The sequence below is a fragment of the Shewanella sp. MEBiC00475 genome (genome assembly GCF_005234075.1).
GTDB lineage: Bacteria > Pseudomonadota > Gammaproteobacteria > Enterobacterales > Shewanellaceae > Shewanella > Shewanella polaris.
The window spans coordinates 3,724,458-3,741,779 of record NZ_CP039928.1 but is presented as its reverse complement, the minus strand read 5'-3'; the positions used below and the strand labels follow the sequence as shown (position 1 = coordinate 3,741,779).

The 17,322-nt window shown below is 43.6% G+C and carries 13 protein-coding genes; 8 read left to right on the top strand and 5 right to left on the bottom strand.

All coding sequences use genetic code 11. The features are described from left to right. Positions 1–63: 63 nt before the first annotated feature. Entirely contained in the window at positions 64–1,005 is a 942-nt protein-coding gene (locus FCN25_RS16660) for a 4'-phosphopantetheinyl transferase superfamily protein (protein ID WP_254693668.1), read from the bottom strand. A gap of 215 nt (positions 1,006–1,220) precedes the next feature. Here FCN25_RS16660 and FCN25_RS16655 point away from each other — a divergent pair, with 215 nt between their 5' ends. Beyond that, the gene (locus FCN25_RS16655) at positions 1,221–2,204 is read left to right on the top strand and encodes an FAD:protein FMN transferase (protein WP_137226532.1); all 984 of its coding nucleotides are present in this window, start codon (positions 1,221–1,223) and stop codon (positions 2,202–2,204) included. A gap of 243 nt (positions 2,205–2,447) precedes the next feature. Here FCN25_RS16655 and FCN25_RS16650 read toward each other — a convergent pair whose 3' ends face one another. The 4 genes from FCN25_RS16650 to FCN25_RS16635 form a co-directional block, all read right to left on the bottom strand. Next, entirely contained in the window at positions 2,448–3,986 is a 1,539-nt protein-coding gene (locus FCN25_RS16650) for a Fic family protein (protein WP_137226531.1), read from the bottom strand. 909 nt (positions 3,987–4,895) lie between these two features. Beyond that, positions 4,896–6,473 (bottom strand): general secretion pathway protein GspF, encoded by a 1,578-nt coding sequence (locus tag FCN25_RS16645; RefSeq protein WP_137226530.1) that lies wholly within the window; start codon positions 6,471–6,473, stop codon positions 4,896–4,898. 141 nt (positions 6,474–6,614) lie between these two features. Continuing rightward, a complete protein-coding gene (locus FCN25_RS16640; RefSeq protein WP_254693667.1) occupies positions 6,615–9,053 on the bottom strand; it encodes a LamG domain-containing protein in 2,439 nt (812 codons plus the stop codon). A gap of 2 nt (positions 9,054–9,055) precedes the next feature. Continuing rightward, positions 9,056–10,324, bottom strand: coding sequence for a hypothetical protein (locus tag FCN25_RS16635; protein ID WP_137226529.1), 1,269 nt, complete (start codon positions 10,322–10,324; stop codon positions 9,056–9,058). A 305-nt stretch (positions 10,325–10,629) separates the two neighbouring features. On the opposite strand from FCN25_RS16635, the gene FCN25_RS16630 reads away from it, so the two are divergent. The 7 genes from FCN25_RS16630 (at position 10,630) to FCN25_RS16600 (ending at position 17,319) form a co-directional block, all read left to right on the top strand. After that, positions 10,630–13,287 carry a PD40 domain-containing protein gene (locus tag FCN25_RS16630; protein WP_137226528.1) on the top strand — a complete coding sequence of 886 codons (2,658 nt, stop codon included), beginning with the start codon at positions 10,630–10,632 and terminating at the stop codon, positions 13,285–13,287. 57 nt (positions 13,288–13,344) lie between these two features. Further along, complete coding sequence (locus FCN25_RS16625) at positions 13,345–14,085, top strand: SH3 domain-containing protein (protein WP_137226527.1); 741 nt, start codon at positions 13,345–13,347, stop codon at positions 14,083–14,085. Then, positions 14,055–14,717, top strand: coding sequence for an outer membrane beta-barrel domain-containing protein (locus tag FCN25_RS16620; RefSeq protein WP_254693666.1), 663 nt, complete (start codon positions 14,055–14,057; stop codon positions 14,715–14,717). Before FCN25_RS16625 ends, FCN25_RS16620 begins: the two co-directional genes overlap by 31 nt. Positions 14,718–14,794: 77 nt before the next feature. Continuing rightward, on the top strand, positions 14,795–15,298 hold the full coding sequence (locus tag FCN25_RS16615; RefSeq protein ID WP_137226526.1) for a TlpA disulfide reductase family protein: 504 nt from the start codon (positions 14,795–14,797) through the stop codon (positions 15,296–15,298). A gap of 4 nt (positions 15,299–15,302) precedes the next feature. After that, positions 15,303–15,563 carry a DUF4266 domain-containing protein gene (locus FCN25_RS16610; RefSeq protein ID WP_137226525.1) on the top strand — a complete coding sequence of 87 codons (261 nt, stop codon included), beginning with the start codon at positions 15,303–15,305 and terminating at the stop codon, positions 15,561–15,563. Further along, complete coding sequence (locus tag FCN25_RS16605) at positions 15,550–16,704, top strand: DUF3570 domain-containing protein (protein ID WP_254693665.1); 1,155 nt, start codon at positions 15,550–15,552, stop codon at positions 16,702–16,704. Before FCN25_RS16610 ends, FCN25_RS16605 begins: the two co-directional genes overlap by 14 nt. Positions 16,705–16,758: 54 nt before the next feature. Further along, complete coding sequence (locus FCN25_RS16600; protein ID WP_137226523.1) at positions 16,759–17,319, top strand: AraC family transcriptional regulator; 561 nt, start codon at positions 16,759–16,761, stop codon at positions 17,317–17,319. Positions 17,320–17,322: the final 3 nt, after the last annotated feature.

The window sequence follows — 17,322 nt, the reverse complement described above, 5'->3', positions numbered from 1 at the left end:
GTTTGTACCGGCTCAAATTAATTTTTTTATTTAACATCTGATTTTAGAAAGTAGTTTTTGGCTTTAACCAAGTAATTCTGCCAGCGACAATTGGTAAATATTTAATGAATTATCAATGGGCTCTATTCTAAGTGAATGTTGTTCATTTACTTGCTTAGTTAAGCCAAAGGTTATTGCAAAACGATATTGCTGGTCAAGCCGGCCTAATACTGTTTGCCACGCCATTGTAGTGGCGATGTCTTCATCCTCCGTAAAATGGAGCTTAACGTCTTGCTGTAACTCAATCGTTTGGTGTGATTTATCAGCGAGCTGCACATTTACATTCCCTTGCGTTATTAAGCCAAAATCAACAGAAAATGATTTAAGTGATAATGCTAAACCTAAACCACGGGCTTTAATGTAAGACTCTTTTACCGCCCATAAATCAAAAAATCGCTGTCGCTGCAATGATGATGGCAATTGTAATAAAGTGTCTGTTTCAGCTTGGGTAAAGTAGTGATTAAGAATAGGTACAATATCTGTACTGCTACGTTCACGCTCAATATCTACCCCAAAACATAGGTCAGCATCAGCGTAATGATCAGCTTTTAACGCATGTCCGCCCATCACGATCCCAATCATTAACCACTCACCGCTGTGACTTAAATTAAAATGCAATCCAGTTTGAGCTAATAAATCTTCACTAAGCGTAGGTTTACCTTTGTCTCCATAACTAAAACGCCACTCATTGGGCTTAAGCTCACTATGAAGTGATAACACCGCCCGAAGTGCTAAACGGACTTGTAAACCATTGTTGCGAGCCGACTCGCTTCTATAACGGCTCACCTTAGTAACCTCATCATCGGTTAACCAACCTAAAGCTAAACCCGCTTCAAAATCAGCAGGTGATAGCGCCCCATTAAGCGGCATAAAATAAACATAGGGTAGAGAAAGCCCAGTAGATCGAGTGCCTGATTGAACAGCTGATGGTGTCGTTGATTGAGTTGCTGAGGACATAGCCGACATTAAAAATACATAACACCCTATTAAACAATAATACGGCTAAATTACCTCAATAAGACCGATGCCGCGAGAGTTTTGTCAAATATCCCCCATATAGCGAGTAGTGCAAATAAGCACTTTTAGCATCAAAAAAGATATTTTCGCTTTTACTGTTGATGATTGACGCTAATTCATCAACAATCACCACTATCATCACAACATCGAAAGCTTATACATTCATGCGCATAGTCAGTTTAGTCATCATGCTATTTTTATCGCTACTCAGCTCAAACGCTGCGTTTGCTCAATGGCATCAAAAGAGTTTTGATGTAATGGGAACGCTGGCCCATGTTGAGTTTTGGTTACCCGACACTGCCGAGTCATCAACGGCAGATAATTTAATTGCCGCTGTAGAGCAAGAAATGCAACGCATTGATCAAACAATGAGTCCTTACATCGCCACCAGCGAACTCAGTATCATAAATCGCGATGCCGCCACAAAACCCGTCAAAATCAGCCCAGAGCTATTTGATTTACTCACCGACGCGCAAGATATTGCCAAATTAACCAATGGCATGTTTGATATCACCTACGCTTCTGTCGGCTACCAATATGATTACCGTAAACACCAAAAGCCCGACCAAGCAGCCATTAACAACGCATTAAAAGCGATAAACTACCAAGCGGTAATGCTCGATAAATCCACCTCTTCAGTTCGTTTTGCTCATACCGATGTCAAAATTGATTTAGGCGGCATAGCCAAAGGACATGCGGTTAAAAATTGCATTGCGATATTGAAAGTCGCAGGCATAGAACATGCTCTTATCAGCGCTGGCGGCGACACGACATTACTGGGCGATCGCATCGGACGCCCTTGGTTTGTTGGTATAAAACACCCTCGTGCAGACGACAAAACGGCAGTGCAATTACCGCTTAGTAATGAGTCAATTTCAACCTCTGGCGATTACGAACGTTACTTTATCGAAGACGGCGTGCGTTATCATCACATTATTAATCCTAAAACAGGCGACTCAGCACGCAATGTTGTCAGCGTGTCGATTATCGGCAAAAATCCAACTTTTGTGGATGCCCTTTCCACCGCCATTTTTGTCATGGGATTACAACAAGGCATGGCGCTAATTAATGAGTTACCTGAATACGAAGCCATCATTATTGACAATCAACAAACGTTACATGTATCGACGGGATTACAACAAGATTGATATTGTGAATTAAGTTGCTAGAAGCGATCTTGTCACCCATACAGGTAAACCTAGCGTTATATTAATTAACTACGTGGATGGCCATGTTAATTGTTGTTCACTCAAAAGCGGTGAACAGCACTTCATACGACTTCACGTCGCACGGGCATTTTCGTGTTAAAAAAGGCAGCACTAGTGATACTAACGCTGGCTATTGAGTTTGATACTCTATTACTCAGTATCAAACTTATTATCTTCCAACACCTAAGCAGGCATTATAGCTTTTATAAACTCTGCAAACGGCACAACGTTATTATCTATCGAGGCATTCTCTAGCGCATCAAGGTACTCGGTACGCTCAGTTACAGGAACAATTGTCCAGTTATAGCCTCCGAGCAAGAACATAAAGTTCATCAAAAACCTACTAGTTCTTCCATTTCCATCCGGGAATGGGTGTATGTACCCCAAGAAAAAATGTCCTAGTACAGCTTTTACAGCAAAATTCGGTTCGCTGACAATAAGGTCTTTCAATGCACCCATACAATCCATAAGCTGTTCACTCTGCGGCGGCATATGTCTCGACGTCCTGATTATGATTGGTCCCTTTCGGTAACCGGCCAAATCACGATCATTAATGATCCCTGCTATAACGCATGGTTTGAATAACGACGTGTATATTTGCGTAAGGCTGACATCAACAAGGTACGCAAGATCTAAATCGTCTGCGCCTTCATCATACGCTTCCTCAATAAGGCCTCGTAGCGCTTGAAAAGCCTCGTAGTAGCCTCTTGCTGCTAGAGCATCTTTTTGCTGCTTGTCGGATTCAATATGCTCTGTATCCCACTCCCCATTCGCTACCCGATTAATCAGCTCTTCGGTAACAACATATCCTTCGATAGAAAGAGAGTGATATGCATCCGAGACGTACACCTTATCCACTGAATCCAGCAGTTCATTAAGCGGGCTTTGAAAGAAGCCTGAAACTGCTGTGTCAATGAATACCTGTTCAACTTCGTCGCGGAGTTTTTGCCAAAGCAACCTAACTCGTATAGCCGCAGCAGACTCTTGGCGCTTATTATCAATCTTTACTACTGGCACTTCGAATGGGTTTTCTGCTTTAAGTGGCCCCAAACCGACTGCATTAATTATATTTTTGAGGTTGCGTGAGTCGGCCTTTCTCCCGATTTCCAAGTAAGCTCCAATCAAACGGTTGGCTGATTGAACATTCTTAGTTACCAGCAAACTACTGGCAACAGCATTAACGTCAGATTTACCCAGTGCGATTTGTACGGCCAGAGGGTTTGAGCGATAAATGGTTGGAGCCAGACCTGCTAATGCAAATTCCAAAGAAAGAACGTTCACACCATTAAACTCAATAATTTCAGTAGACTTACCTGATTTCTTGATCACCATCAGGCTCATATTATTTGGTAAGAGAATGTTCTTTGTAGCCCCCTCACTGGTAAACACTACGAGCTGCTTTGGCAGAGAGTTGTTTGCCGTGTGTATATCGATCGATGCCTCTGGATTTAACCAATAATCATCACCATAAGACTCTTTCAAGTATTGGCCAATGAACTGCCAAATTGACTGATACCAGAGTGCTGATTCTCCAGCCTTATCAACGGATACATCTGCGTCAAACAGGTACCACCCACGAATGATCTGTTTTAGATATCCTTCACTGACTAAAAGTGTGCGTGTAGTGGGCTTGAGGTTACTACTATTCACTATGTTTCCAGATCTTATTGCAGCAGCTTCTCTAAGAGCATAAGCTAATTTTTCATTACCAGTCTTTGCCATAACAGAGCCCTTGTCTTGGGTATATACGTTAGTCAATCGAAATAAATTGCTTTCATTTACGCAATTGTATCACTTGCTTTTATGGATTCAAATAATTCTTACTTATGAATTTATATTTGTATCACTTACGCAATCAAATAATTTTCACTTATGCTTTTTTATGTCTTTTTACACGCCAAATAAATACAACCATTTGATTGAATTAAGGCGTTAGGTTTTACACTGAATAGTCACCTAACTATTTTTTGTGTAGCTCATAGCATTAGCTTATGTATCTAAAATTCTAAACTAGAGACATGCTCTGGCAATTCGGCTAACAAGGAATGGGGCGTGCGACGTGAAGTCGCATGAAGCGCTGTTCACCGCTTAACGAGTGAACCATCTGTATCACCAGATGAACCTAGGGCTCTGAATAAAGTAGCGAGCCTGACAATGTAACGAAGATTGGTCATAGACTAATCGGAATCTAAATCGTGAGAGAACGATCCTCCTGATAACCACAAATCGGGTGAGTGCTAGGCTGTCAGTATGATGAACATCAGTGAATCCGCATAAGGTGCGTTATGTGATGAAACAGCGGAAGTGGTTAATACGCTGTAGCCAAAAGGCATGAGAGTTGGAAAGAGATTGCCCCATGCTCTTTCGTGATCGTTAAGCTCTTCGCACTATAGCGGGCATCTAACCTGAGATTGCGCGACATGCGGAACACGGTAAGCGAATAAGGACGAAGAGGGTTAAATACGCGGTCAGAAGCTGGATTTAACCACGTCGCGAAATTATCGCTTCTCAGATAATTTTGATGTGGCGGTTGGGAGATCCAAGAGGGAACAGCCGTTGGTTTCCTCTTGGTCTGGTGTGAGCGAAGCGCCACGACGGTGATGGCCGCAGGCTATAGTCTAAACACATTCACTACACTATTGGTTGAAACGCGGTTAACGAATCAAGCATAGTGGCATTGCCTAATCCTTGTCCTGGGGCAATTGATGTAAACTGGCTTTGTTCGCCATGTAGAGCCATATAATTTAGCAATACGGTTTCAACTAACAAGTTAACGTTATTGGCCGACGGCGCTGACGCGGTATCAACTGATGCATCAGATCGCATAAAACCAATTTGTTGTTTCATAGCCATTTGGTCGGTGTTGCCGCCCATTAGCTGTGGTTTTCCAGACGGATTGTAAACTAAAAAGAATGACGCGCCTGTTGACGAATTATCGCCAGTCCACTCACCTTTACCGCGCCCTTCCATTGAGTCATCGATGCGGCCATTGCTAGCAACTGAACCATCACTAAACACATATAACATTAACGGCATATTGCGACGTGAAGCATATTCTAAACACGCGCCCATGCAGCGACCAGCTCGTAAATCTCTTAACTCACCAGTGGCGCGCTCGCCAGTGTGATAGTCAAAACCCCCCATGGTGACAGTACCCGCACCAGAAAAGCCATTAACCACTAACTTCATGATTGAGGCGGTTTTTTGGAACTCAGACTCTGAATCAAATTCATTAATCCCAAAAATGCCACCAGGGCCAACAATATCAGGATCTAACAATGGGTTTAATGTTGATGGATCGCCAAAGCGGTCGGCAAGATCGGCACTTTTAACATAACCACAATTAACCAAATCTTTAATCACATCACCGCGGGTAACTTGCGTGTTCACCGCCGCCATTTTTTGCGCGCTAATACGTTGAATACTTTCCATTACAGCCACGGCATCACGTTGCGACAATAAATTGAATAAATCACCTACATCCACTAAACCTGTTACGTCTGAAGGTCGGTCAATTTTAGTGGGCCGTTTGCTTAAATCGATAAAGCTGGTGGGCGCCATTGAATTGCCGCCTGAATCTGAATTACGCGACCCCACTAGCGGCATTAACGAACCGTTCGCCCCTGCTGCCGCAATGGCATACATTGGATTGTGTGGATTATTGCCCGTGTCATTGTCTGAACGGTTTGGGATCACAGCACCATTGATACGTGATGCGGTATCTGACGATACTTTCTCTAAAATCCCGCGTAAAAAAGCCGAGTCAGAGTGAAACGCCAGCCCTAAATCAGTATTAATAAAATCAGACATTCCCGCATTGGGGTTCGCAATAGACGGAGCCATATCACCAGGTAAACCCAGCTTGTTATAACCAGCCGTGGATAAGAAATCTTGCTGGCCGCCAGCGCCACCAACGAGTACGTTAGAGCCAGCAATGTTAGCACCACCGGCTAAATCGAAACTAATAAACGGAATTTTCCCCGCCCCTTGTACGCTTATGCCACAAGAGTCTCTTAGTGCTTCAAGATCAGGCGATAACGCCGCATTGGCTTTATTAGGGTTAGCAAACATGCTAAATAGCGATAAACCGGCAACTGCCGCGCCCCCTTTGTACAGGCCTGTCGAAATAAAATCTCTTCGAGTCATCGGTTTACGATGGTCAGCAAACAACAATGGACTGTCTGGATGAAGGTGCTTAGGTCTAGTCATTGTTGAATCCTTTTTGTGTCTGTATTAAGGCTACATCCGTTGCATGCGTTAATCGTGAAACGGTCAATCCAACAACCGTTTTTATATGCTGCGCGGTTAATGGTATCAATCGCTTTATATATCGTTTCATACTGTCGCCCCCTATTGCACTAACATCACGGAACTGGCCAATACGGCTGCACAACTAGACTTGGCGATAGTACGGGTACGTTCGGCAGTACAAGTGCCACTACAAACCGACAGACCGCTCACTAAGCTATCAAGTTCATTGTATACCGAACTTTGACTTGGCTGACTTGCTAACGATAACGGCATAAGTTGGTTAATTAACGGGTTCAATAAATTAGCGCGATCAGTGGCATTTAACGCCACACTAGGCACGGCAGTAAAGTCCACATCAGGGAACCAATTACCACGAATCGTGTTGTCTTCAATCGCAGTGTCACAATAGGCAATTGCAAGCTGGGTAATGCCCATTTGCTGCGCTGAAATAAAGGTTTCGATATTTTCTAGGCTCGGTAATTGACGCTTAACGAGTTGGTAAGTATCAAAAACTTTGGTCGATTGTTGTTCGACGCCCGTGAGCATACTCATACTGTGATTGATTTCAGCAAAGTTACGCACGCCAACTTGGGCCGACTGAGTCGTTGCAGGCACCTCGGCTGGGGTAACAAATACCCCAGGTAACACCACATTGGTGTGTTCGCCCAATTGTTCAAAGGTTAAGAAAAACTCATCCAAATTAGCACCTTTTTCAAGGGCGATAATAGTACCCAGCGAAGATATTGAAAACGGCTCAGCAATCGCTTGGCTTGCCGATAAAGACAAGTCCAAATTAGCATAAGACTGACCTTGAGCACTTTCTTTACCGTTAATACCAATACGTAAGCCTTTAATATCAAAACTGTCGGCAATAGGCGTACCATCAATGTTCACAATAGCTGCATTGCTGAATAAATAGCTGTAGTTATCAAACTGACTGACTTCAAACATGACGTAGGTATTTGGAAGATCAATTAAATGACTTATCGAGAACAGTAAAAAGAATTTTTCACCCACTCCAACATTATAGTTTTGTTGTACTTGCTCAGGTGCGAGCACCCGATTATAAATAGCTAATAAGCGAATGTCGCCTTGCCATACATGTTGGTTTGACGCTTCTTTGCCCAAAATAAGCGCAAAGCTGTCGTCCCAATTGGCCAGCGGCGCAATGTCTTCATCGACAACATCAATTAATTGACCATTAACATAAATACTGCGGCCAGCGGTGGCATTATAGGTCATCACTACATGCTGCAATGTTGCTTGTAATACTTCATCGGCATCTGGCGTACTTAAGGCCGGCTCACCATTAGTGTTTGACGCTTCAGTACGAAGCATAACATCATAATTATATAGGGTTTGTCCTAAGGTAAAGTTACGAGCATCGTCACCTGCAGAATAGGTTACAATACGGGCGGGACCTTCTTGAGTTACATTATTGGGAGTGACCCAGGCTTCAACAGAAAGCTCACCAGTGGCAGTAATTAAATCATGTAACTTTTTACTGTTAGCCGTACTCGCCTGCGCTTTACCGTTAGTAAACGACAAGCCCCAACTGCCCAGCCAATCTACATCACCTGTTAGGCTTAAGTTGGCTGCGGGTGAAATGCCTGACGTGTCATAAGCAATGCTGCCCTCACCTGTTTTAAATTGATATAAAGCAATTACGTCAGTTTCGAAGCGTCCACCACTTGATGCGGTAATGCCATCGGTTAAACGCAATGATTTTGACACCACCATGTCTGGTGAGATTTCATCAAGTTCAATGCCATCACTGAAGGCTATAATCGCATCACGCATTTCAATGCTGTCGTCTACACAATTGCTCCAACAATTATGAAACTCAGAACCTAACCGCACAACAAGCCTTGATTGCGCAGGATCATCTAAGTTAATGACCCCTTTAGCAGCTTCATAAGCTTGCTCAATGTCGTTACTGGCAAAAAACGGCGACTGTGCAGCTTGCACGCCTTCGTTATGGCAAGACGCACAATATTGACTCACGATGGGATAAACGTGCTGACTAAATAGGCTGCTGTCATCAGGGAAGTTTTTACTTGAACCAGGATCACGAATAACCGGTGCGGTCAGCTCAATAGTATTGGCACTGCTAACACGTTCATCGGCCCACAATTTTATCCATTGAGTCATGGTTTCGCCACAAGCTGAATCACTGGCGAGCCAACAATTGTGGCCACCAGCCACTTTGCTAACCAAACGAGATGCTTTGGGGTCGGTTAAATCAACCAATGGATTCGTGGCGGCATAAGCATCATTTACATCATTGCGACTAGCAAAATAAGGCGCTTGATTACCTTCTGTATGACACGCACCGCATTTTTCTTGGGTTGAAATATTATCCCACAATGATGTTTTGTATTTTTGAATATCAGCCGTTGCCGCTGCGGGGCCGGTATACACGTCAGATTGCGGGTTTTGTTGTGCAGGCGGATTTTTTTCAACATCCCCACCGCCACAAGCAGAAAGTCCCAAGATTAATGAGACAATAACAAGGCCTTTAGCCATTAAATATTTCACGGTCATTCTCCCATACAGTAGTTGCCAACTTCAGCAAACACGCGCTTAAGTTGGTAAGAATTCTGTTTAAAAGAAGCCGTAGTGGCACTAATTTGTGCAATATCCGCTTGGCTTTCTGCATCTCGTAAACACACAGTTTTAAAAACTTTTTTGACTTGGCATTGCGCAAAGGCATTGCTGTTTGCCAACTCTTGCCCTAAGGATTTAGCTCCACTACCTTGACCTGACAAACTGTTATCCCAACCCAATTTTTGATTAGGTCCTTCGCGCCAGTAATTGTTCCATTTATCGTTTGGCGTTGCATAGCCAAAAGGAAAGCTGGTTGAATTGATATGATACTTACCTTGCACTCGAGTGCCGGTGGCAGGGTCGGTTTGACCGCTGGTGTTGTAAACTATCGCACCAGCCTCACCGGTTGGATCTTGGTCACGGTTAAACTCATATTCATAATAAGCAAACGCTTGTGCCAGCGGATCCATACCACTGTGGCAACTTGAGCAGTTATTAATAAACAAACGACTGTCACCACCTGGGCTGCGGCTCACATCTTGTCGAATACGATCAGTTGGGCGGGTGTTGTCTTTTAATGGCTCTAAATCGGTACACAAATGATTCATTAAGGTAAAACGAAACATGGCGCGGTTAGTGCCTAAATAAAAAAATTCTTTCGCCGCGGCACGGCTAGTTAACACCCCAGCGGTTGCGTCAGCAGGTAATCCATTCACACTCGATTGAGTGGTTCGCTCCAAGCCGTCTTTTAAATCAATAAATTGGTCTTCTAACGCTTGATAATGGTCATTATTGTTGCGGTTGTAACTGGGCAAGCTCAAACTATTTTTACCTACATACACCATGTCTGCTTGAAGAATATCTCTGAAATCAACATCGTCCCTAACCGCACCAATCACAGTGGCAGAATAGTCATTTAACGGCGCAAAAATGTCTTGATCAATATTGGTCCACGGCGTGGCGAACAATTTCAACGTCGTAGAATAAAATGCCGGCGTTTCCATTGCGAGGTAGGCGGCTTCGATGGATTTGCCATCATCAAGTAATGCCGCCATATTTTGCAATGTGGCTTCTGAAGCGGGAACCCCAGCGATGCGGTCATGCAATTGTTTTGCTTGCTCTAAGCTGGCCGCTACTGCATTGATCGAGAAAAGACCAAATACACCAAGTGCTAATACACTCCTAACCTGCTTAGAATGCATTGTTTTTCCATAATAAGATAATAAGCTGAGGCTTTTTATCGTACGAAGTCGTTGCTTCATACTATCTCCTTGTTAGCACTTGACTGCCTTACATTGAACTGACATTGATGTTTGCACATGATGAAAATCGAATTGTGCTGATTAAATCATTCAACGGCTCACAATAAAAGTTTTAATTTTGTTAATTTTTTTGACACTTACAGCCAATTACTTGACGTCAAAAAAAATACCTACCCCGTCAAAAAAAAGTATTCAAACTATTTGATAAAAAGTGTTGAAACACTGGCTCTAGAAAGCAATAATGTCAGGCGCCATCAGGTTTTGCCATGATACTAACAAAAATAATAAATCGTTAAGGAAAACAAATGAGGCCGACTTTTGGCTATAACATTATGATGTTTACGGTAATTGCATTGTTATTGGGATGTAACACCGAAACAGCAATCAAAGATCAACAGCCTGATCCTGTTCTGGTTGAATATCCTGTGGTTTATATTGAGCGTAATTTAACTGCGGTCGATCAAACACCGGCACAATTTCAATCCCTCAATCCTGCTTATTTTAATCCTGGCGCTCAATTACTCATTAAACGCAATGCCTTCGCTGATTCACCTGCGACGAATTTAACAGCCTCCTTATTTGCAGAAGATCAGCTGATTGATATTCGCGATCTGTCAGTGTCTGACGATGGCCAACAATTGCTTATGGCCATTCGCGCACCAGAAATCGATGGTGTTGACGACGATGAACAACCTAAATGGAATATCTGGCGTTATACAGTTGCTAGCGAAACCTTAGAAAGAATCATCACGAGTGACATAACAGCTGAACAAGGCAATGACCTAATGCCTGCGTTTTTGCCAGACGGCAGAATTATATTTGCATCAACCAGACAACGTTTATCTCGAGCCATTTTGCTTGATGAAGGTAAACCACAATACACAGCATTAGATGAAAGCCGCGCTAATGAAACCTTCAATATCCATGTAATGGACCCAGACGGCAGCGCCATTAAGCAGTTAACCTTTAACTTAAGCCATGACTTTTACCCATTGGTACTGCAAAGCGGAAAGATTTTATACAGCCGCTGGGACCGTATGGGCGGCGACCATGGTATTAACCTGTACCGTATGAATCCAGACGGAACTGAAAACGAATTAGTATTTGGCTGGCATTCGCATCAATTGACCCTTGACGGCCAAGCCGAGCCGATTGATTTCATCAAGCCACAACAAGTAGCTAGTGGCGAGATATTGATGTTGTTGACATCACAGGATGACACCGTAATTCAAAAGCGCCCGGTGCTGATTAATATTGATGACTACATTGACGCTCAGCAAGCCACTGCCAACTCTGGCGCACAAGGCGAAGCGATTACAGACGCCACGTTATCGGAATTTAATTTCTCATTTTCTGCCGCATTATCAGAAACAGGTAGAATCAATCATTTATACCCGCTACCCGATAACAGTCAGCGCTTCTTAATGAGTTGGGATCTGTGCCGTGTAGTCGTTAATGACATCATCCGTGCCTGCGGCCAATTTACCGCGGAGCAACTCGCTGACGATAATCTGATTCAGGCCGATCCACTATACGAGTTATGGCTACTCAATAATGCCAACAACACTCAACAGTTAGTTGCCAGCACCACTCAAGGGACAGTGTTAACCGAATCGGTAGTGATGCAACCTAGCGCACTGCCGAAAACCTTTATAGCAGACAAAGTTGTTGGCAACGAACTCGATTCACAGCTTAGCCAAGAATTAGCCGGCTCGATCCACATTCGTAGCGTTTATGACTTTGATGGCGTTGACAGCACAACTAGCGCAGGCGGGTTAACTCTCCTTAGCGACCCGTCGCAAACACCCGCGGTAGATTTGCCAGCACGTTTTTTGCGTATCGTTCGTGGCGTTCCCATGCCACCAGACGATGTTAGAGATATTGCCAATACTGATTTTGGGCGCAGTAATAACCAACTGATGCGCGAGATTATCGGTTATAGCCCAATTCAGCCCGATGGTTCAGTCAAAATAAAAGTGCCTGCTAATATCCCGTTAGCCATCAGTATATTAGACATCAATGGTCAGCGTATTGGTGGACGCCACAGTCAATGGATCACCTTAACGCCGGGTGAAACCTTAGAATGTACCGGTTGCCATACTGCTAACAGTCAACTACCTCATGGCCGACTAGACGCCCAAGCCGCTAGCATTAATCCAGGAGCCGCGGGTGGTTCAGCCTACCCTAATGCCACTAGCAATATCATTCCTGAGCAAGGACAAACCATGGCCGAAGCCGATGAAATGGTGAATGGCCTTGCCGAGCTTAGCGACAGTATTAAATATCAAGATATTTGGACTAACCCCGTATTGTCTGCCGTTAATCCAAATATTGAATACAGTTACAGTAATTTAGCCACACCAGCGCCTAATGGCAGCGAATGCTTTGAAAATTGGACGCCCTATTGCCGTATTCAAATTAATTATGTTGAACATATTCAACCGCTGTGGGACTTAGCTCGACCCGTTATAGACGAGACAACTCAAATAATCGTTGCCGATAACACTTGTACCATTTGCCATAATATCGTCGATGCCGATGGCACGGCGCAAGTGCCTGCGGGACAGTTGTCGTTAATCAATTCACCTTCAAGCGATCAAGCCGCACACTTAACCTCATATCGTGAACTGTTATTTAACGATGTTGAGCAAGAAGAAGTCGACGGCATTTTAATCGACAAATTAATTGAAGTCCTCGATGCCGATGGCAACGTGGTCTATCAAGTAGACAGTAACGGTGAGCTTATTCTCGACGCTGACGGTAACCCCATTCCGATGTTAACGACAGTCAATGTGCCCGCTATTTTGTCGACTAATGGTGCTCGCTCAAGCAGTACGTTTTTTGAGATGATGACAAATACTACCCATCAAAATATGCTGTCGGCCGATGAGCTCAAATTACTCAATGAATGGTTAGACATTGGCGCGCAATATTACAACACGCCATTTTATTCACAGGACTAACAAAGCATGCCACAAGCAAATCCATAGGTTTGCTTCATGACTTTGCGATAGGGAATTATGCGAACATATTTACGAAACACCTTTTTGTTACTGATATTGCTGTGCTTAAGCCCAGTGTTGCAGGCCGACGACAACCCAAGTTTGCGTATTGAGGTGCCCTTTATTGAGCTACATTCTGGGCCAAGTGCTGGCTACCCTGTAGTGTCAATTATCGAACAAAACGAAACAGTCACTGTGCTGCTTAAGCGTACATCTTGGTTAAAAGTGCAAAACAAACGTGGCGTTGAAGGCTGGTTTCATGAAGATAACCTAAAAGGTTTATCCCAAGATGGCCAAGCCATTGATACCAATTTAATCACAGAACAAGACGTCATCAATCGTCAAATAGAAGCCGGTGTCATGTACGGCGATTTAGAAGGTGCCAATTTTTACAATATCTATGCAGGCTATGCATTTACCCCCGTATTTAGTGCTGAAATATCAGCGGGTAAAGCACTGGGGAGCATTTCAGACAGTGATGTATTTGAAGTCATGCTGTTTAGCCAACCTCTACCCGACTTAATCGTAGTGCCATACATTGGCGTTGGCGCGGGGATCATTAATACCGAGCCCCATAGTGTGTTAGCCGACACCGAATCGCGTCGCAGCACCTTAATGAGTGCTGCGGTTGGGATTAAATATCACCTTGCACGTAATTTTTTATTACGAGCCGAATATAAACTCTCGTTAGCCTTAACCGACCGAGATGAAAATGAAGAGATCCAAACATGGAAAATAGGATTCAGCGTATTTTTTTAATGCCTTTGTTCACCGCTAGTACCTTAGCGCTGACCGCATTAACGCCAAGCTCAGCAGTATTTGCAGCAGACGATGTTCCAACCACAGTCAAAGCCGATGTAGAACGTCGAACAGTGCTTGATGATGTGATTGATACTGAAAACTTTGAAGTGGGTATTCAAGGCGGTATTTTGTCAATTGAGGATTTTGAATCAAATCCTTGGATAAGTGCCCATGTGGGTTACCACATCAGCGAGCACTTTTATGTCAAAGCTCGCTATGCTCAAGCCAAAGCAGGTGAAACCAGTTTTGAAAAACTGTCTAACGCAGCCCCTTTGTTAACTGACGATGAGCGCGAGTTAACTTATTACGGCTTAAACATTGGTTATAACTTGCTGCCTGGTGAAATCTTTTTCAGTAAAGACACGGTGTTTAACAGTGTCTTTTCAATCGAATTAGGTGGCGGCAGTACCGAGTTTGCCGGTGACGAGCAATTTACCTTCAACCTCACAGCAAACTACCGAGTATTTTTAACCGACTGGATAGCATGGGATTTAAGCATGAGTGATTACCTGTTTAATACCGAGGTCACTGGCGCGTCTAAAACAACCCATAACCTGAATTTTGCTACGGGTGTGTCGTTCTATTTTTAATCCACCTCGATAGCGGTCGTTAAAAGAGACCATAGAATATTCGAGTAGCAAAAGTGAAAAACCAATAAGGAAATACAATGTTGTTCAGTCGATTTAGTGGTAAATGTCTTATTACATTAGGTGCAATATTGTTGTCGATGCAGGTACAGGCGCTCACGCCTGGCCAAGCTGCACCCGACTTCACCTTAAAAAACCAGCAAGGGACTAACCTCAATTTAGCCGAGCAACGTGGCGAGATTATCTTGATCAACTTTTGGGCATCTTGGTGTGGACCATGCCGTAAAGAAATGCCGGTTTTGCAAAAATTACAAGACAAGTATCAAGACCTCGGCGTTCAAGTCTGGGGCATTAATGTTGAACAGGAAAATCAAGCAGGCAAAGACTTTCTAGCCGATCTTGATTTACGTTTTCCGATATTTTTCGACCAAACCAATTCTTTGTCTAAGACCTATCAAGTTGAAGCCATGCCAACCACTGTGATTATTGATCGCGATGGTAATGTGCGCTTTATATTTCAAGGCTATAAAGACGGCTTTGATAAAAAGTATGCTGCGGCCATTAAACAGCTGATAAGGGAGTAAATTGATGAAAAAAACCTTATCTCCTCGTATCACTGCTTTATCGCTTAATTGCATTGCGCTATTAAGCTTAATTACTTTGAGTGGTTGCACGAGTATGGGCATTGAACCTTGGGTTAAACCTTACGAGCGCCAAAATTTAGCCGACCCCATAATGCGCTTAAATCGTCATCCCAGTGCCAGCATGCATATGGCTCACGTACTTGAAGGTCGTGAATCGGCCCGTGGCGCAGAAGGAACCGGAGGTGGTGGTTGTGGCTGTAACTAATTTTATCAATAAAGGCGTTAAGTTATTGGCGGTACTACTTGTCAGTATGACGAGCTTGTCTGTCCAAGCTGCGGTGCTCGACCCTGATCGTGCTGACGTCTTGTATCACAGCTACGAAGGCGGCGGCATGACCATTGATGGCCCGTCTGTATTACTCAGAAAAAAGACCTCTGAATCTGTCGCATTTACCGCATATTATTATTTAGACAGTATTTCATCTGCATCGGTAGATGTTATCAGCACTGCCAGTGCTTACACAGAAAAGCGTAACGAAGGACAATTTGGGGTTGAATACCTGCATGACAAAACCTTGATGTCGTTTAACCTGCGCCAAAGTGATGAAGACGATTATTTAGCGCAATCATTTAGCATCAATGTCTCACAAGACACCTTTGGTGATTTAACCAATTTAAATCTGGGTTTGTCTTATGGCGATAATGAGATTCGCCGCAATGGTGATGACCAGTTTGAAGAGCAAAGCGAGCAATATCGTATCCGCGCTGGCATCAATCAAGTGTTAACCCGCAACCTTACGGCGAGTGTTAACGTTGAAGCTATTGCCGACAGTGGTTATTTAAATAATCCATATCGCACGGTGAGATACGTAGACAACAACGTTCCATCAGGTGTGGCTTATCAGGCAGAAGTGTATCCAGAAACTCGCAACTCGTTTGCGGCAAAATTATCTGCCAGTTACTTTTTACCTTATCGAGCTGCCTTGTTTTTTCATTACCGCCACTTTACCGACAGCTGGGAAATCACCGCCAGTGATGTAGAGCTTGGATATCGACATCCGCTGGGCGACAGTCTCGAATTAGAATTTAAAGTGCGTTATTACCAGCAAACTCAAGCTGAATTTTACAGTGATTTGTTTCCTTATCGCGACGCACAAAACTACCTTGCGCGCGACAAAGAACTCAGTGACTTTAGTGACATTACTTACGGTGTTGGCATTACCTATCAATTACCCGCCTCGGTATCGTTTGGCGACACTCGCTCGGAAGCATCGCTTCAATGGGATTATATTGACTTTCAATACAATAACTTTAGGGATCCTACTGCAGATGGCGGAGTGGGCAACGAACCGTTTTATGGGTTCTCTGCCAATGTCATCCGTGCTTTTGTCAGCGTGTATTTTTAATTGCTAGCCCTAAATATTGATACTTTTAACAACGTAATTGCCAAGGCCATAACTATGACGACCGACCGTAAATGGGGTACTTTTTTAACACAGATTTTCGCAGCAACTGTGCTTATTGCAGGTTTATTTGCATTACCAGCCCAAGCTGAAGAGACCAAACAAGGCAATGGCGCATTAGCCAGCGAGCTTGAAGACATTAAAAGCCAAGTACTAAAACTCAATCGCGATTTATTTATTTTAGAAGAAGATTTGTTGTTTCCTGCCAGCACCCAAATTGCAGTGTTTGTATCGGTTGATGTGGGGCGTTTTCTAAAACTCGACAGTGTCGAGTTAAAAATTGACGACAACAATGTCAGTGGTTTTTTATATACCGAACGTCAACGTAAAGCACTAGAGCAAGGTGGAATTCAACGTATTTACTTGGGTAATCTTAAAATGGGTCCTCACCAACTAACGGCTATTTTTACCGGCAACGATGCCGAAGGCCGCACTGTGCAACGAGCCATTAGCCATAGTTTTGATAAAACCGATGAAACGGTAATGATAGAACTCAAAGTCGAAGACAGTGAATCAAGCTATCGTGCTGATATCAAAGTCGAACAGTGGGTATTGTAAACA